This is a genomic window from Rhizobium sp. SVR5-9E, assembly GCF_056755095.1.
In genome coordinates this window covers 220,062-237,196 of record NZ_JBNDHS010000002.1, presented here as the reverse complement: position 1 = coordinate 237,196, position 17,135 = coordinate 220,062, and the positions used below count along the sequence as shown (strand labels likewise).

Genomic DNA, 17,135 nt, shown 5'->3' with positions numbered 1-17,135 from the left:
CTTTTTGTTGGAGACTTACGCCTTCTGTGCCAGCCGCTCAGTCAGTTCTTCGATCCCGACCTCGGCCTCGATGCGGTCTCCCTTTGCCATCAGGTAAAGGCCGAGAGCGAAGGTGAGCGCTCCGATGAAGAGCAGATAGTAGGCATGCGCCATCGGACTGACCGCCAGAAGCGAGGCGACCGCGAGAGGGGTTAGACCGCCGAAGATGGCGTAGGAGACGTTATACGAGAAGGACAGGCCAGTGAAACGGACGCGCGCCGGGAAAGCGCGGACCATCACGTAAGGCACGGCGCCAACCATTCCGACAGCAAGTCCCATGATCGCGTAGAGCACAAAGAGCACGCTCATCGAGACGGCAGCATAGCTGTAGAAGGTGAACGTCGCGGCGCCGAAGAAGATGCTCGACACGACGAAGAACTTGCCGGAGCCGACGCGGTCGACGATCGCGCCCGCGGCTGCGGTGCCGAAGATCAGGAACAGCGTGCCGAAGCTGGTCGCGGCAAGCGATTGCTGGGCGGTATAGCCGTAGAGCTTCTGCAGGAACGTCGCGGTCATCAGCGTCGTCACGACGATGCCGGCGGAGAGAACCCAGGTGAGCAGCATCGAGATGATGATGCCGCGCGGGTGATCGCGAAGCACCGCCTTCAGCGGCAGCTCGCGCACAAGCGAACGGCTCTGCTTCATTTCGGCGAAGATCGGCGTTTCCTGCAGCCAGCGGCGAAGATAGACGGCGACGAGGCCGAAGATGCCGCCGAGGAAGAAAGGGATGCGCCATGCATAAGCCGCGATGTCCTCTGGCGTGAAGACCGAGTTGATGATCGTCGCGATGAAGGAGCCGAACAGGATGCCGAGCGTCAGGCCCGAGCAAAGAAAGCCACAGGCAAAGCCGACACGGCGGAAGGGCACGTGCTCGGCGACGAAGGTCCAGGCGCCCGGCACTTCGCCGCCGATCGCCGCACCCTGCAGAATGCGCATCAGGATCAAAAGGATCGGAGCGCCGACGCCGATCGAGTCATAGGTCGGCGTGGCGGCCATGCCGAGCGTCGAAAGCGCCATCAGCAGGATCGAAAAGGCAAAGACGCGCTTGCGGCCGAATCGGTCGCCGAAATGCGCAAGCACGATGCCGCCCAGAGGCCGCACGAGATAGCCCGCAGCGAAAATGCCGAAGGTCTGGATCGTCACCAGCCAATCGGGCATATCCGGCGGAAAGAACAGATGGCCTATGACCGTCGCGAAAAACACGAAGATGATGAAATCGTAGAATTCCAGGGCACCGCCGAGCGCGGAAAGGCCGAGGGTGCGAAAATCCTGAGAGGTGAGGCGGCGAGGGGCGGGCGTCGAGGTGGGGGACATGAGACTGCGCTTCTCTGTGGACCGGTAATATGTCGGTCCTTGCGCTATTAGGGCGCCTAATTCAAGGGCATTTCAGGCGTTTGCCGGCGCGTATCGCAAAGCTGCGGCCGCGGCCCCCTCACCCTGACCCTCTCCCCTAGGGGAGAGGGGGCAGTCAGCGTCGCGGCAGTTCTCCCTTCTCCCCAGCGGGGAGAAGGTGCCCGGAGGGCGGATGAGGGGGCTCCGGGCCGCAGCATCGCGTTGCAGTGCTGGTCTAGCCTCGATCAGTCCCGGATGACGAGCAGGTCAGCTGCCATGAAGCGCAGGGTGACGGTCTCGCCGGCCTGTGGTGGCGTGACGCCAGGGGCGTTGAACATGTCGAACGAAATCACGTTGCCGCCGACGTTCATGCGGGTGCGGATCACGGAGCCGAGGAAGTGGGCAGAGACCACCTCGCCGGTCAGCGCCGTATCGCTCTTGACGTTATCGGACAGCGAGCCCGCTTCCGGACGCAGCGCCAGCGAGACGGTGTCGCCTGCCTTGTAAGCCGCGATCGAATGCCTGAGCGTCACCCCCTGATCGCCGATCTGGATGCGGTTAGCGGCCGGATCGACAACCTTCGCCTCGATCATGTTCAGCGTCCCGACGAAGGACGCGACGAAGCGCGTGGCAGGCGTGTTGTAGATCTCGAACGGCGTCCCGATCTGGTCTGCCCTACCGGCGTTCATGACGACGATGCGGTCGGAGATCGAAAGCGCTTCTTCCTGGTCGTGTGTCACGAAGACAGTGGTGATGCCGAGCTGCTGCTGGATCGCGCGAATTTCCTCGCGGAGCGAAACGCGGATCTTGGCGTCGAGCGCGGAGAGCGGTTCGTCGAGCAGCAGCACCTGCGGCTTGACGGCAAGCGCACGGGCAAGGGCGACGCGCTGCTGCTGGCCGCCGGACATCTGGTAGGGATAGCGGTCCGCCAGATGGTCGAGACGGATGAGGCCGAGCATTTCCTTGACGCGGGTATCAATCTCGGCCTTCGCCATGCCGGCGACCTTGAGGCCGAAGGCGACGTTGTCATGCACGCACATGTTCGGGAACAGCGCGTAGGCCTGAAAGACCATGCCGATGTTGCGCTGGTTCGGCTTCAGCGGGCGCTGGTCCTTGCCGTCGATGAAGAGATTGCCACCGGTCGGCGCTTCGAAGCCGGCAATCATGCGCAGGACCGTGGTCTTGCCGCAGCCTGACGGGCCGAGGAAGGAGACGAATTCCCCCTTCTCGATGTCCATGTTGAAGTTATGAACGACCTGAACCTGGCCGAAGGATTTTTGAATGTTGGTCAGTGTGAGAAAAGACATGAGCCAAATACCTTATGCCTTAGCCGGGCGGGCTTTGCCAAAACGGGAAACGAGGTTGAGCAGGCCCATGCTGAGCCAGGTGATCGAGAAGGCGATGACGGCGAGCGCTGAGGGCTCATAGGCCTTGTTGGCGCCGACGAGCTGCAGGTACGGTCCGAAGGCCGGCCGGTTGAGAAGCGCTGCCATTGTGAATTCGCCCATGACGATCGCGAGCGTGATGAAAGCGCCGGACAGCACACCGCTCATGACGTTCGGGAAGATGCAGCGGAACATGATGGTCGTCCACCTGGCTCCGAGGCTTTCTGCCGCTTCCGTCAGCGTGCGGACGTCGATGGCGCGCATGGCGGTATCGACGGCGCGGTACATGTAGGGCAGGGAGAGTGTGATATAGGAGCAGACGAGCAGGATATTCGTGCCGGTCGTAGAGCCGGTCAGCGGCAAGATCGACGACGAGTTATACATGCGCAGATAGCCGAACACGATCACGATCGCCGGGATGACGAGCGGCAGCAGCGTCACGAACTCGACGATCGGGCGCATTTGCGGCAGGCGCAGGCGAACCCAATAGGCGGTGGGGACGACGAGCAGCATGCCGAAGATGATCGTCAACAGCGCCATCAGCATGGAGTAGCCGAAAGTGGCGCGGAACTGCTCGTCGGAGAAGACCGAAGCGTAAGCGTCGAAACTGTAGGTTCCGCGGCGCATGCGCAGCGAGAATTCCAGGGTGCCGAGCAGCGGGATGACGAAATAGGATGCACCCAGAATGATGGCGATCCATGCACCGAGGCGTTGAGCTTTCATTTTTGCCACCGTTCAGCGCGCATGCGCAGCATGAGGTAGAGGACATTTGAGACACCGGTAATCACGATCATGCCAAGCGCGATCGCATAACCGAGGTTTGCGTTGTGAAGAACGTCGCCGCGGATCTGCGCATAAAGCAGGATCGGCACGATGTTGAGGGAGCTGCCGGTCAGCGCATAGGCGGTTGCGATGGCGCCGAAGGCGTTCGCGAAAAGAAGCAGCGTGGTGCCGAGCAGGCTCGGCCAGAGGATCGGCAGGGCAACCATCGTCCAGTACTGGAGGTTGGTAGCGCCGAGGATTTCAGAGGCTTCGCGCCACTCCTTCTTCATGCCGTCCAGCGCCGGCGTCAGGATCAGCACCATCAGTGGGATCTGGAAGTACATGTAAGTGATGGTGAGGCCGAAGAAGGACAGCAGGTTAAAGCCCGTCCCATAGAGATTGAATCCGAACCAGTCGCGCAGGAAGAGGGTGACGAGTCCGGTGCGGCCGAGGGTCGCCAGGAAGGCGAAGGCAAGCGGGACACCCGCAAAGTTCGATGCAACGCCGGAGAAGGTCAGAAGCGTCGAGCGCACGCTGTTCGGCAGACCGCCGAGCACGACCGCCCAAGCGAGGAAGAAGCCGATCAACGCGCCACCGAGCGCCGAGGCGACGGAAACGCGGATACTGATCCAGTAGGCACTCATAATACCCGGCGTAAACAGATCGCCGATATTCTTGAAGGTAAAGTTGCCCTCGGGAGTGAGGAATGCACCGGCCACCAGATAAATGGTGGGAATGATCAAAAACAGCAGGGAGAAAATAACGAATGGTGCGATGCCAAGCCAATCGATCACGCGGTCTTTGTTGATCAAGGGGGCCGTGCTGACCATGGGGGAAGAAACAGTGCTCATGGCTTAGCTACTCAGGGGGCTCGGAGTGAAAGAAAGCCTCCCCGCATTTTTGCGGGGAGGCCGGATGTCATGCTTATTACTGAACGTTGGCGCCGACGACGCTGTCCCACTGCTTGGTGATCACGGCGGAACCTGCGTTCTGTTCTTCGATGCTCGGGAAGGCGGCCTTGGCATAGCCTTCAGCCGGCGGCAGCTTGTCGAGCAGCTCCTTCGGAACCTGGCCCTTCTGAGCGAGGTCGTTGAAGCGGATCGGGTGGCAATAGCCCTTCAGCCAGCCGATCTGGCCTTCGTCCGAATAAAGGTATTCCATCCACAGCTTGGCAGCGTTCGGATGCGGAGCGAAGGCGGAGATAGCCTGGACGTAAACGCCGGCAACAACGCCCGACGACGGAACGACGACTTCGACCGGCGGGTTGCCGTTCAGGCTATCGCGCCATGCGAGGCCGTTATAGTCCCAAGCGACGACGATCGGGGTCGAACCCTGTGCCAGCGATGCGGACTTGCCGATCACGGGAACGAGGTTGCCGGCCTTGTTGAGCGCGGCGAAGTAATCGAGACCGGCCTGGCCAGCCTTTGCAGCGTCCTTCTCACCGGTTGCGAGACCGGCGGCATAGACGGCCTGGACGGCCTGGTTGGAAACGCGCGGGTCGCCAGCGAGCGAAACCGTGTTGGCGTAGTCCGAGTTCTTCAGGTCTGCCCAGTCCTTCGGAACGTTCTTGACGATGTCGGTGTTCACGACAAAGGAGAGAACGCCGTAATAGTCGCCGTACCAATAGCCGTCGGCGTCCTTCGCGGAGTCCGGAATGGAGTCCCAGGTGGAGACCTTGTAGGGCATCAGGAGGCCTTCAGCCTTGGCGGTCGGGCCGAAGGAGAGGCCAACGTCGATAACGTCCGGAGCCTGCGGGCCGGTGTTGCCCTTGTTTGCCTTGATGGCTTCGACTTCGTCACCCGAACCCGCGTCTGGGTTCAGTTCGTTGACTTCCAGGCCGTACTTGGCCTTGAAGCCGGCAATGACGTCACCATAGCCGCACCAGTTGTGCGGGAGGGCGATGGTCGTGAGCGTGCCTTCCTTCTTCGCGGCTGCGATGAGTTCTGCGCTCGGCTCTGCTGCGGCGATCGCAGTCGAAGCTACGACGATCGCAGTAGAAAGCGAAAGCAGTCGAGAAATATTAGAGATCACTGTCGTTCTCCTTCGGTTTTCAGTGTCTGGCGATGCTGTTACTGACGTTAGATGAAGCTTGTGTGACGGTTGCGTGACGGTAATATTCGCCACGATCGCGGGTATTTGCAGACGCTGTTTCGTTTGCGACATGCTGTTCTATTTGTACCGGCCCGTCATCGTTGTTTGTTTATTCTTGCCCCTTTCCTCCTAACCCGGTTTTCGGAAAAGCCTCGTCTGCTCGAACAGGCCTTCCAGCGTTCTCATGCGTTCTTTGGTCTCGTCCCAGGTGGAGTTCTGCACAGCTTCGATCAGCGCTTCGATTAGAAAGAGGGTCACAACCGAGGAATCCCAGGCGGACGGTGCTTCAATCTTGACGCGAAAGGTGTGCCGGGCGAGCTTCGCCGCAGGCGATCCCCATTGGTCCGTGAAGACGATAATCTCGGCGCCGCGTGTGCGGGCGGCCTGGGCAAGGCTCACCATTTCCTGCTCGTAACGGCGGATATCGAAGATGATCAGCAGGTCGCGCGCATTCATGTTGAGAACGTATTGAGGCCAGCTGGAAGAATTGGACGAGAGCAGGGCGGTATTTGGCCGGATGACCTGCATATGGGTAAAGAAATACTCCGCAAGCGCTCCAGTGATGCGGCCGCCGACAAAATAGAGGCCGCGCTTGCGGTCCGAAAGCAGGCTCGCGACGCTGTCGAACGTTGCCGTGTCGAGATCGCTCAGTGTCTGGCGCAGATTACCGATGATGGCGTCGGCGAAGCGGTTGAGAATATGCGTGCCCGGCGCATTCGACGCCCAGCGATCGTGCTTGGCGATCGGATTGGAGATCGTCGCTTCGACCTCCTGATGCAGATGCGCCTGGAAGTCGGGGTAACCCTTGAAGCCAAGTTTCTGTACCATGCGCACGACGGTGGGCGTCGACACGCCGGCGTTTTCGGCAATCGTAGTGATGCTGCCTAGCCCGGAAACGGGATAGTTATCCAGCAGACTCTCGGCCAACTGCTTCTCTGCGCGCGTCAGCACGTCAAAATGCAAATGGATGACGTCCGAAACCGTCTTCGACGCAGCGGTCACGCGATTTTGCTCCCCGGGATTGGTCTTGTGCCACTTTCCCAATGGAAGTTAACAACGCTGTCACAATCTATGTCAACCTCCTTTGTGAAGAGAAATTTTCAGAATCGCTTGACACGGCGCATCGTCTGAAGAATTCTTTTCTTATAAAGATTTTATTAAGCACAGGGCGAGGCGCAGCGACGTGCTCACTAGGGTCCTAAGCGAAGTGGATGGAGAATGCGTCGGCATCGAGCGGCCGCATGGCAAGAGCTCGCTGCTGGTCATCTGCGAACATGCCTCGCGCGCGCTGCCAAAGCAGTTCGGCGATCTCGGCCTATCGCAGGAAGCCTTGAACAGCCATATCGCCTGGGATCCCGGTGCTTTGGCTGTTGCCCGCAACATCTCCTCTGCGCTCGATGCCACTCTCGTCTACCAACGCTTTTCCCGCCTCATCTATGACTGCAACCGCCCGCCGGATTCGCCGGGCGCGATGCCCGAGAAAAGCGAGATCTACACCATCCCCGGCAATCAAAATCTGAGTGGGGAAGAGCGGCTTGCCCGCACGGAAGCGCTCTACATTCCCTTTCACGATGCCGTGCGCAGGCTCGTAAAGGAACGGCAGGCACGCGGGCAGGACACGGTCATCGTTACTGTTCACAGTTTTACACCGGTCTATAATGGCAAGGAACGTGCAGTCGAGCTTGGTATCCTGCACGATGCCGATGACCGCCTGGCAGAGCGGATGCTGGCAACTGCAGCCGACGCGCCGCTCTACAGAACCGAAAGAAACGAGCCGTATGGCCCTCAGGACGGCGTGACGCACACGCTGATCCTGCACGGGCTTTCCAACGGGCTTCGTAATGTAATGATCGAGATCCGCAACGATCTCATCAGTGACGATGCCGGCCAAGGGGTCATGGCCGACTATCTGACAGGGCTGCTTCAGCAAAGTCTGGAAGCCTGAATATAAAGAGAAGACCCCAGGGAGCAGTCTAACTGCGATTTGCACGTGGCGAACACGCCGCGGGCAACTTGGCATTGATCAACCGCAATCCCGCGGCTGATCGCTAAAACAGGGGGAAGTCATGTCGGATTATACCGAACTTGATAAAAAGCAGGATATGAGCGTCCTGCATTCCATGGGCTATGCCCAGGAACTGGAAAGGCGGATGAGTGCATTCTCGAACTTCGCCGTTTCCTTCTCGATCATCTGCATTCTTTCGGGCGGCATCAACTCGCTCGCGCAGGCGACTGCCGGGGCGGGCGGCGCCGCGATCGGCATCGGCTGGCCGCTCGGCTGCTTCATCTCGCTCGTCTTCGCCGTTGCGATGGCGCAGATCGGCTCCGCCTATCCAACCGCGGGCGGTCTTTATCATTGGGGTTCCATCCTCGGCAACCGCTTCACCGGCTGGGTGACCGCATGGTTCAACCTGCTCGGTCTCGTGACCGTTCTCGGCGCCATTAACGTCGGTACCTATTATTTCTTCATGGGTTCCTTCGGCACGCCTTATTTCGGCCTGGCGGACACGACCTTCGTTCGTATCGTCTTCCTGGTCATCATTACCGGTGCGCAGGCGCTGGTGAACCACATGGGCATTGGCTTGACCGCCAAGCTGACGGACTTTTCGGGCTACCTCATCTTCGCGACCGCGATCGTGCTTGCGGCGGTTTGCCTGTTGGCGGCTCCGTCCTACGAGTTCGGCCGTCTCTTCACCTTCGCCAACTATTCGGGTGAAGCGGGCGGCAATGTCTGGCCCGCCACCTCCGGCCTCTGGGTCTTCCTGCTCGGTCTGCTGCTGCCGATCTACACGATCACCGGCTATGACGCATCGGCTCACACGTCGGAAGAAACCGTCAAGGCTGCCCATTCCGTTCCGCGCGGCATGGTCTCCTCGGTTCTGTGGTCGGCGCTCTTCGGCTACATCATGCTTTGCGCATTCGTTCTGATGCTGCCCAGCATGGACGAAGCCGCCAAGCAGGGCTGGAACGTGTTCTTCTGGGCGATGGACAGTCAGGTCAACCCATTGGTCAAGGACCTCCTTTACCTCGCAATCCTGGTCAGCCAGTGGTTGTGCGGCCTAGCGACGGTGACCTCCGTATCGCGGATGATCTTCGCCTTCTCGCGTGACGGCGGTCTGCCGGCATCCAGGGCGTTGTCGAGGGTCAGCCCAAAACACCGCACGCCCGTCGCGGCGATCTGGACGGGCTCAATCCTTGCGGTTCTGTTCGTTTGGGGTTCGTCGCTCGTCTCGATCGGCGAAACGCCGGTTTACACGATCGTCGTGTCGTGCACCGTCATCTTCCTCTTCTTCTCCTTCGCGATCCCGATCACGCTCGGCCTGTTCGCCTGGGGCACGTCGAAGTGGGACAAGATGGGTCCGTGGAACCTCGGCGAGGGGATGTTCAAGCTCTTTGCCGTGCTCTCGATCATCGCAATGGTGCTGATTTTCGTTCTCGGAATCCAGCCGCCGAATGATTGGGCGCTTTACATCACCGTCGGCTTCCTCGTTCTGACCGCCATCATCTGGTTCGGGTTCGAGAGCCGCCGTTTCAAGGGCCCGCCGATCGGCGAGGAAGTGGCACGCCGCCAGGCTGAAATCGCCGCCGCTGAGAAGGCTGTCGGCGAGGTGTAAAAAACTGAGGCTTCCCTCTCAACCGGCGGGGCTGCAGTCCAAGCAGCCCCGCCGATAGTTCAACGAAGAAGTTTTTCCGGCCGCCATGCCCGGGCATGGCGTTTCGTTGTTCCGAGCGCAATTCAAGGTTCAGGCGGATAAATTATGAGCAGCTATACTCTCGACGATCTCAAGCAGGATGTAGCCGATGGGCGCATCGACACGGTTATCGCGTGCCAGGTGGATATGCAGGGCCGGCTGATGGGCAAGCGCTTCCAGGCGGAATACTTCATCGAAAGCGCCTGGAAGGAAACGCATAGCTGCAACTATCTGCAGGCGACCGACATGGAGATGGAAACCGTCTCCGGCTACAAGGCGACGAGCTGGGAAAAAGGCTATGGCGACTATACCATGAAGCCGGACCTTGCCACGCTTCGCTGCATTCCGTGGCTGGAGGGGACGGCGCTGGTGCTCTGCGACGTGCTCGACCATCACACGCACGAGGAGGTGCCGCATTCGCCGCGCGCGATCCTGAAGAAGCAGGTCAAGCGCCTCGAGGCCATGGGCATGAAGGCCTTCATGGCCTCCGAACTCGAATTCTTCCTGTTCGACCAGACCTATGAATCGGCCCATGCTTCGGCCTATCGCAATCTGAAGCTCGCCAGCCCCTACAATGAAGACTACCACATCTTCCAGACCACGAAGGAAGAGGATGTGATGCGGGCGATCCGCACCGGCCTGCAGGGGGCCGGCATTCCGGTCGAAAATTCCAAGGGCGAGGCTTCGGCAGGGCAGGAAGAAATCAACGTCCGTTACGCTGACGCCCTGACCATGGCCGACCGGCACGCCATCATCAAGAACGGCTGCAAGGAGATTGCCTGGTCGAAGGGCAAGGCGATCACCTTCCTCGCCAAGTGGAGCTACACGTCCGCCGGTAGCTCTTCGCATGTCCATCAGTCGCTGTGGAGCGCTGACGGCAAGACGCCGCTTTTCTTTGACGAGAAGGGCAAGTACGGCATGTCGCCGCTGATGCAGAACTATGTCGCCGGTCTTCTGGCTCATGCCAGCGAAATCACCTATTTCCTGGCGCCGTACATCAACTCCTACAAGCGCTTCATGGCCGGCACCTTCGCGCCGACCAAAGCCATCTGGAGCAAGGATAACCGTACGGCGGGCTATCGTCTCTGCGGCGACGATACGAAGGCGATCCGCATCGAGTGCCGCGTCGGCGGCTCCGATCTCAACCCCTATCTCGCCTTTGCCGCACTGCTTGCCGCCGGCATCGACGGCATCGAAAACAAGCTTGAACTTGAAGCGCCCTTCGTGGGAGATGCGTACGGCGCACGCGAGGTCCGCGAGATTCCGCGCACGCTTCGCGCGGCAACGGTCGCCATGACGAAGTCGGAGATGCTGCGCAGCGCCTTCGGCGACGACGTGATCGATCACTATACCCGCGCCGCCGAATGGGAGCAGGAAGAATACGACCGGCGCGTGACGGACTGGGAAGTGGCGCGCGGTTTCGAGAGAGCGTGACGTTGACATTATTGCAACACGATGAGAGCGTTGCGATGGTTTAGTTGCGAGGTGTTGTGACTATGGAGAAGAAATTTCCCATTAACACGGAATGGTTCCGGCTCAAACTTCGTGAAAAGGGTCGGTCAGCAAGCGCCTTAGCTGCGTTTTTGGGGCTTGATAAGTCTGCTGTGTCGCGACTGCTGAATGGCGTTCGCAATGTATCGGCTGAAGAACAAGACAAGATTGCGCAGTTCCTGGGAGTGGATGTCGCGGAGGTTGCCATGCATAGGCGTGGCAAGCAGACTGGCTTTGCGGAGAAGAAGCAGGAGGCTTATGTGCAGGATCTCCGCCGGTCAGCTCTCGAACCTCCCGTGGACATGTTCACGGAGGCCGATATCATCCACAAGGACGGCAAGCGCTGGATGGAAGCTCCGGACGGCACACTGATCGAACTGCATCCGGCATTTGGATGCATGAAAGGAACGATCACGGTCATGCCGGGTGTTGACCTGACAGCGCCGATGGATTGGGACGAAGAATGGGGCGAAAAGCTCTACAATGAGTAGTCCATACCTTCTGGATACTTGTGCGGTGATCTGGATAACTCAAAACGAGGCTTTGGCGTTGAGTGCCGTCGCGGCGCTCTCCGATTGCAGAGCCCGCAGCGTTCCGGTCTTCGTTTCCGCAGTGACGGCGTGGGAGATGGCAATGCTATTAATGCGGCGCCGAATTCGTGAGACTCGGGAAGCGAAACGCTGGTACGACGATTTCAGGCATGAAGCGCAGGTGGGCGAACAACCTGTTACGGCCGATGTCTTTATTGCTTCCTGCGCGCTGCCGCAGCCTATTCACAAAGACCCGATTGATCGCATCCTAATTGCCACCGCACGCGAGCACGACCTGACCATCATTACTCGCGACAGAGCTATCCTCGCCTATGGCGCCGCGGGCCACGTGAAAACCCTGGCCTGTTAAAAATCGGAGTGAGATTGAATGACAATGATCCAATGCATATCACCGGTCGATGGATCGGTTTACGCAGAACGCCAGGCGCTTTCGCTGGAGGCGGCCAAGGAGGCCGTCGCCCGCGCCCGCAAGGCGCAGAAGGCCTGGGCAAAACGGCCGCTCGAAGAGCGCGTCCAACTGGTGCTCAAGGGTGTTGCGCGGCTCAATGAAATGTCCGACGTCGTCGTGCCGGAACTCGCTTGGCAGATGGGCCGCCCGGTCAAGTACGGCGGCGAATATCGCGGCTTCAACGAACGCTCCAACTATGTGGCCTCAATCGCGGCCGATGCGCTTGCGCCGCTCGTTGTCGAGGAAAGCGACAAGTTCGAGCGCCGCATCGAGCGCGAAGCGCATGGCGTCGTGTTCGTCGTGGCGCCCTGGAACTACCCCTACATGACGGCGATCAACACGATCGCGCCGGCGCTGATGGCCGGCAACGCAGTCGTCCTGAAGCATGCCTCGCAGACGCTGCTCGTCGGCGAACGGCTGGTGCAGGCCTTTGTCGAGGCGGGCGTGCCAGATGATGTCTTCCAGAACGTCTTCCTCGATCACGAGACGACCTCGGCACTGATTGCCGCCGGCAGCTTCAACTTCGTCAACTTCACCGGTTCGGTCGAAGGCGGCCGCTCGATGGAGCGGGCTGCGGCCGGTACCTTTACGGGCCTCGGTCTCGAACTCGGCGGCAAGGATCCAGGCTACGTCATGGAAGACGCCGACCTCGATGCCGCCGTCGACACGCTGATGGACGGCGCGACCTACAATTCCGGCCAGTGCTGCTGCGGCATCGAGCGCATCTACGTGCACGAGTCGCTCTATGACGCGTTCGTCGAAAAATCGGTCGCCTGGGTGTCGAACTACAAGCTCGGTAACCCGCTCGATCCGGAAACCTCGCTTGGGCCGATGGCGAACAAGCGTTTCGCCAAGGTCGTGCGCGAGCAGATCGCCGATGCCGTTTCCAAGGGCGCCAAGGCGCTGGTCGATCCGAAGCTCTTCCCGCAGGACGATGGTGGCGCCTATCTCGCCCCGCAGGTCCTCGTCAATGTTGATCATTCCATGTCGTTCATGCGCGAGGAGACCTTCGGCCCGGCTGTCGGCATCATGAAGGTGAAGAGCGACGAGGAAGCGCTGGCGCTGATGAACGACAGCCAGTACGGGCTGACGGCTTCGCTTTGGACGAGGGATCCGGAGCGGGCAGGGCGGCTTGGCCGCGAGATCGAAACCGGCACCGTCTTCATGAACCGCGCCGACTATCTGGATCCCGCGCTTTGCTGGACGGGCGTCAAGGAAACCGGCCGCGGCGGCTCGCTCTCGATCATCGGCTTCCACAATTTGACGCGTCCGAAATCCTTCCACCTCAAGAAAGTCACAGCATGAGCAGCAACATCACAGCCAACTGGAGCTATCCGACCGCCGTCAAGCTCGGCCGCGGCCGCATAAAGGAATTGGCGGACGCCTGCAAGAGCCTCGGCATGAAGAAGCCACTCTTGATCACCGATCGCGGCCTGGCTTCGATGGCCATCACCAGGAACGCGCTTGATATCCTTGAAGACGCCGGCCTCGGCCGCGCGATCTTCGCCGACGTCGATCCGAATCCGAACGACAAGAATCTCGATGCCGGCGTTAAGGCCTTCAAGGATGGCGGCCATGACGGCGTGGTTGCCTTCGGCGGCGGGTCCGGTCTCGACCTCGGCAAATGCGTGGCCTTCATGGCCGGGCAGACGCGCCCGGTCTGGGACTTCGAGGACATCGGCGACTGGTGGACGCGCGCGAGCGTCGAACGCATTGCGCCGATCGTTGCCGTGCCGACGACGGCGGGCACCGGCTCGGAAGTCGGCCGCGCCAGCGTCATCACCAATTCAGAAACGCATGTGAAGAAGATCATCTTCCACCCGAAGTTCCTGCCGGGCGTGGTTATCTCCGATCCGGAACTGACGGTCGGCATGCCGAAGATCATCACCGCGGGTACCGGCATGGATGCCTTCGCACATTGCCTCGAAGCCTATTCCTCGCCCTTCTACCACCCAATGTCGGCCGGCATCGCGCTGGAAGGCATGCGTCTCGTCAAGGAATTCCTGCCGCGCGCCTACAAAGAGGGAACGGACCTCGAAGCCCGCGCCAACATGATGGCGGCAGCTGCCATGGGCGCCGTCGCCTTCCAGAAGGGGCTCGGAGCGATCCATGCGCTGTCGCACCCGATCGGCGCCGTCTACAACACGCATCACGGCATGACCAATGCGGTCGTCATGCCTGCCGTGCTCCGGTTCAACCGCAAGGCCATCGAAGACAAGATCGCGCGCGCCGCAGCCTATCTCGGCATTTCCGGCGGCTTCGACGGCTTCTACGACTATGTGTTGCAGCTTCGCGCCGGACTCGGCGTACCGGAAAGCCTCTCGGCTATGGGAATCAAACCAGACCGAATCGCCGAATTGTCCGCAATGGCGATCGAGGATCCGAGCGCGGGCGGCAATCCTGTGCCGATGACGCTCGAAAATACCAAGGCGCTTTTCGCGGAGTGCTTCTAAAACACGCCGGCGGCGTTCCGCAAGGGGATACGTCGTCGCACCTTCATCGTAATGATTGCAAAATATCTTTATTAAACCTAAAAAAGAGGGTGGAGGAGTAAATGCATAATGGGAGGAATCTATGCATCGTTCATCTCGCTGTTTGTTTGCAGCCGCAGCATTCATGAGCTTGGCACTGCCGGCCGCGGCAAGCGCTGAGTCCTTTCCAAGCCTTGCAGAACAGGGCTATTCCGTTAGCGTGCTTGGACCGGGAAAGTTTGGAGGTCTCGGCTGGGTGGTTTCGAAGGGTAACGAGCAGTTCTTCTGCCGTATCCGGGCAAGCTTGGCTTATGTCGGGGAAAAGGATATGGTCAGCTTCTCGAAGAGTGGACGGATAGTCACGCTCAATCGTGCCGTCTTCGAATCCTCGCTGGGGAGGCCCGACTCGACGCTTCCACAGTTGGCTGATCTGCAGGCTGGCCATCCGAGGCCGGCAGATGTCGGAACATGCAGCCCGCTCGCGAAGTAGCCGGCAATACGCCTGATCGACACTGATTTCACCCGGCTCCTTTTGATGTAAGCCGGAGCATTCAAATCGGCCCTGGAAAGCCCAGCTTTCCGGGGTTTTTTTGTTTTTTCGTCGTTCCAGTTTTCAGCAATATGAGAAATCCGACCGCAATTTCGCCGCCGTTGTTTAAATTTTGTTAACCATGATTCGAAAGGATGGATTAACGCACGCTGAGTCCGAAAGTGCGCAAGAGAGCGATGTCGCTCGCGACTTTGAGGATCGAACATGGCAGTGATCACATTTGCAAACACCAAGGGCGGCGCCGGCAAGACCACGGCTGTTCTTTTGCTGGCGACCGAGCTTGCCCGCAAAGGTTATCGGGTCGCCATCCTCGATGCAGATCCGCAGCACTGGATCACGCGCTGGCACGAGATTTCCGGCGATGTGCCGAACCTTGAGGTCATCGATTTCGTGACCTCCGCCTCGCTTCCACTTCACATCAGCGAGAATAGCGAAACCATCGACTACTTCGTCGTCGATCTGCCCGGCGCACGCAATCCGCTGCTGGCCACCGCTGTCGGTCTTTCCGACCATGTGTTGATCCCGATCCAGGGCTGCGCCATGGATGCGCGCGGTGGCGCGCAGGTGCTGGAACTGCTGCAGTATCTCAATGAGAAGGCGGGTATCAAGATCGCTCATTCGGTGGTTCTGACCCGTGTCAACTCGATGGTGACCACGCGTGCGCTGCAGCTCGTCAAATCGCTGCTCAGCCAACGGAATGTTCCGGTCCTCGATACGGCCATCATAGAGCGCTCGGCATTCCGCGATATTTTCGATTGCGGCGGTACGCTGCACAGCATGGACCCGGCGCGCGTCTCCAACCTCGACAGAGCGCGCGAGAATGCGCTCTGTTTTGTCGAAGAAATCATGCGCAAGGTGCCCGTCAGGCTTCCGGCAGCGGCACGCCTTGCCGGCCTGCTAATGCGCGACGCGGCTTGATCTGGACGTTGCACTGAGGCGCGGTCGCTTAAGCGGGGCGATGCGACCTCAACTCACCGGATAGTGCTCTGCATTTGTGAGGCTACAAAAGTCAGCGTCTCAGGCGGCCTGTCTCAGAAGCCACGCGTCATGGTTCTTGAGGAAGACCTCGAGGCGATCGGCATAGTCCTCAGTTACTGCCTGCGTCACACTTTCCCGGCTGGCCAGCGTCTTTCGCCAGGCCGTCACATGCGCAAGGTTATCGAACACGCCGTTCGGCGCAATCGCGTCGAACACGTCGAAATAGCGGAAAATCGGCGCAAATACCGCATCGACGAGGCTGAATGCAGGACCGGCGAAGAAGGGCCCGGCACCCAACTCATCCTCGATGCGCCTGAACTTTTCGATCAGCGCCAAGCGCTTTGCCTCATAGGTCGCCGGATCCTTTGCGGTCTCAAATCCCCACAGGTCCGAGAGGATGGACGAACCGAACTCGATCCAGCCGCGATGTTGCGCCCGCGCGAGCGGATCGGCCGGATGGAGCGGGATGCCGGATTGGGTCTCTTCGAGATATTCGCAGATGACGGCGCTTTCGAACAACACCGCCTCCGTTCCATCCACCTGTCGCACGACCAGCAACGGCACCTTGCCGAGAGGGGAAATGGCGAGGAACCAATCGGGCTTTGCGGCGAGATCGATATACCTGCGCTCGAACGGAACGCCTTTCTCGATCAGCGCAATGGCCGCGCGCTGGACGTAGGGGCAGAGATGATGGCTGATCAGGGTCAGCTTGGCGTCGGACATGATGAAGCTCCTATTTTGCTGGAATCAACGGATCGAATGCGAAGGCTCCGTCGCTATAGATGTAATTGCATCTATATTGCGGCTTGCTTTGTGGGTCAATATAGATGTAAATGCATCTATGTCGGATTGTTCAAACCTCACAACCAATCAGCCTTCGCCGTCCATCACACGTGCATGGATCCGTCTTATGCGTGCTCAACGGCTGCTGTTGACGGCGATCGAGCAGGACTTGAAGGCGGCGGCCTTGCCACCGCTCGGCTGGTATGACGTTCTGCTGGAGCTGACGCGCGCTGAGGACGGCAAGTTGCGCCCCTACGAGATCGAGGAGCGCACGCTGCTCGCGCAACACAATCTTTCACGGCTTATCGACAGGATGGAGAAGGAAGGGCTTGTTCAGCGCGAGCTGTTCCGCGAGGACGGCCGGGGCCGGTGGGTTACCGTGACCGAGGCAGGGCACGCCATGCAAGCGCGCATGTGGACGGTCTATGCCTCGGCGCTGCAACGCCATCTAGGCACGAAGCTGGATGATGTCCGCGCCAATCAACTGGCCGACTTGCTGGCGGCGCTGTCGCGAAAATCCTGACAACGGCCAGGTCCTTGCGGCTAGCTGTTGGTTCCTACG

General features: G+C 59.9%; 17 protein-coding genes and 1 pseudogene. 10 read left to right on the top strand and 8 right to left on the bottom strand.

The features are described from left to right. Positions 1–15: 15 nt before the first annotated feature. The 7 genes and pseudogenes from ACPYOJ_RS02420 to ACPYOJ_RS02390 all read right to left on the bottom strand — a co-directional run bounded on the left by ACPYOJ_RS02420 (position 16) and on the right by ACPYOJ_RS02390 (position 6,611). Entirely contained in the window at positions 16–1,353 is a 1,338-nt protein-coding gene (locus ACPYOJ_RS02420) for an MFS transporter (RefSeq protein WP_481414824.1), read from the bottom strand. A gap of 102 nt (positions 1,354–1,455) precedes the next feature. Beyond that, positions 1,456–1,589, bottom strand: a pseudogene (locus ACPYOJ_RS02415) (endonuclease domain-containing protein); the annotation flags it as partial. 27 nt (positions 1,590–1,616) lie between these two features. After that, positions 1,617–2,678, bottom strand: coding sequence for an ABC transporter ATP-binding protein (locus ACPYOJ_RS02410; protein ID WP_481414823.1), 1,062 nt, complete (start codon positions 2,676–2,678; stop codon positions 1,617–1,619). A 12-nt stretch (positions 2,679–2,690) separates the two neighbouring features. Beyond that, on the bottom strand, positions 2,691–3,479 hold the full coding sequence (locus ACPYOJ_RS02405; RefSeq protein WP_168830637.1) for an ABC transporter permease: 789 nt from the start codon (positions 3,477–3,479) through the stop codon (positions 2,691–2,693). Further along, positions 3,476–4,369 (bottom strand): ABC transporter permease, encoded by an 894-nt coding sequence (locus ACPYOJ_RS02400; protein WP_481414822.1) that lies wholly within the window; start codon positions 4,367–4,369, stop codon positions 3,476–3,478. The genes ACPYOJ_RS02405 and ACPYOJ_RS02400 overlap by 4 nt, the downstream gene beginning before the upstream one ends. A gap of 76 nt (positions 4,370–4,445) precedes the next feature. Further along, positions 4,446–5,549 carry an ABC transporter substrate-binding protein gene (locus ACPYOJ_RS02395; protein ID WP_168830639.1) on the bottom strand — a complete coding sequence of 368 codons (1,104 nt, stop codon included), beginning with the start codon at positions 5,547–5,549 and terminating at the stop codon, positions 4,446–4,448. A gap of 189 nt (positions 5,550–5,738) precedes the next feature. Then, a complete protein-coding gene (locus tag ACPYOJ_RS02390; RefSeq protein ID WP_481414821.1) occupies positions 5,739–6,611 on the bottom strand; it encodes a MurR/RpiR family transcriptional regulator in 873 nt (290 codons plus the stop codon). Between the two features lie 181 nt (positions 6,612–6,792). Here ACPYOJ_RS02390 and ACPYOJ_RS02385 point away from each other — a divergent pair, with 181 nt between their 5' ends. The 9 genes from ACPYOJ_RS02385 to ACPYOJ_RS02345 all read left to right on the top strand — a co-directional run bounded on the left by ACPYOJ_RS02385 (position 6,793) and on the right by ACPYOJ_RS02345 (position 15,730). Then, positions 6,793–7,554 carry an N-formylglutamate amidohydrolase gene (locus ACPYOJ_RS02385; RefSeq protein ID WP_481414820.1) on the top strand — a complete coding sequence of 254 codons (762 nt, stop codon included), beginning with the start codon at positions 6,793–6,795 and terminating at the stop codon, positions 7,552–7,554. A gap of 121 nt (positions 7,555–7,675) precedes the next feature. Beyond that, a complete protein-coding gene (locus tag ACPYOJ_RS02380) occupies positions 7,676–9,223 on the top strand; it encodes an amino acid permease (RefSeq protein WP_481414818.1) in 1,548 nt (515 codons plus the stop codon). 144 nt (positions 9,224–9,367) lie between these two features. Beyond that, positions 9,368–10,735 (top strand): glutamine synthetase family protein, encoded by a 1,368-nt coding sequence (locus ACPYOJ_RS02375; RefSeq protein ID WP_481414817.1) that lies wholly within the window; start codon positions 9,368–9,370, stop codon positions 10,733–10,735. A 62-nt stretch (positions 10,736–10,797) separates the two neighbouring features. Then, positions 10,798–11,283, top strand: coding sequence for a helix-turn-helix domain-containing protein (locus ACPYOJ_RS02370; RefSeq protein WP_481414816.1), 486 nt, complete (start codon positions 10,798–10,800; stop codon positions 11,281–11,283). Beyond that, positions 11,276–11,692, top strand: a complete 417-nt coding sequence (locus ACPYOJ_RS02365; RefSeq protein WP_481414815.1) for a type II toxin-antitoxin system VapC family toxin — start codon at positions 11,276–11,278, stop codon at positions 11,690–11,692. Before ACPYOJ_RS02370 ends, ACPYOJ_RS02365 begins: the two co-directional genes overlap by 8 nt. Before the next feature lie 18 nt (positions 11,693–11,710). Beyond that, positions 11,711–13,096 carry an aldehyde dehydrogenase family protein gene (locus tag ACPYOJ_RS02360; protein ID WP_481414814.1) on the top strand — a complete coding sequence of 462 codons (1,386 nt, stop codon included), beginning with the start codon at positions 11,711–11,713 and terminating at the stop codon, positions 13,094–13,096. Next, positions 13,093–14,244, top strand: a complete 1,152-nt coding sequence (locus ACPYOJ_RS02355; protein WP_481414813.1) for an iron-containing alcohol dehydrogenase — start codon at positions 13,093–13,095, stop codon at positions 14,242–14,244. Before ACPYOJ_RS02360 ends, ACPYOJ_RS02355 begins: the two co-directional genes overlap by 4 nt. A gap of 121 nt (positions 14,245–14,365) precedes the next feature. Then, entirely contained in the window at positions 14,366–14,752 is a 387-nt protein-coding gene (locus tag ACPYOJ_RS02350) for a hypothetical protein (protein ID WP_168830648.1), read from the top strand. A 264-nt stretch (positions 14,753–15,016) separates the two neighbouring features. Continuing rightward, positions 15,017–15,730, top strand: a complete 714-nt coding sequence (locus ACPYOJ_RS02345; protein ID WP_481414812.1) for an AAA family ATPase — start codon at positions 15,017–15,019, stop codon at positions 15,728–15,730. Positions 15,731–15,829: 99 nt separating this feature from the next. Here ACPYOJ_RS02345 and ACPYOJ_RS02340 read toward each other — a convergent pair whose 3' ends face one another. Then, a complete protein-coding gene (locus tag ACPYOJ_RS02340) occupies positions 15,830–16,513 on the bottom strand; it encodes a glutathione S-transferase family protein (RefSeq protein ID WP_481414811.1) in 684 nt (227 codons plus the stop codon). Positions 16,514–16,631: 118 nt separating this feature from the next. On the opposite strand from ACPYOJ_RS02340, the gene ACPYOJ_RS02335 reads away from it, so the two are divergent. Further along, the gene (locus ACPYOJ_RS02335; protein ID WP_481414841.1) at positions 16,632–17,096 is read left to right on the top strand and encodes a MarR family winged helix-turn-helix transcriptional regulator; all 465 of its coding nucleotides are present in this window, start codon (positions 16,632–16,634) and stop codon (positions 17,094–17,096) included. Positions 17,097–17,135: the final 39 nt, after the last annotated feature.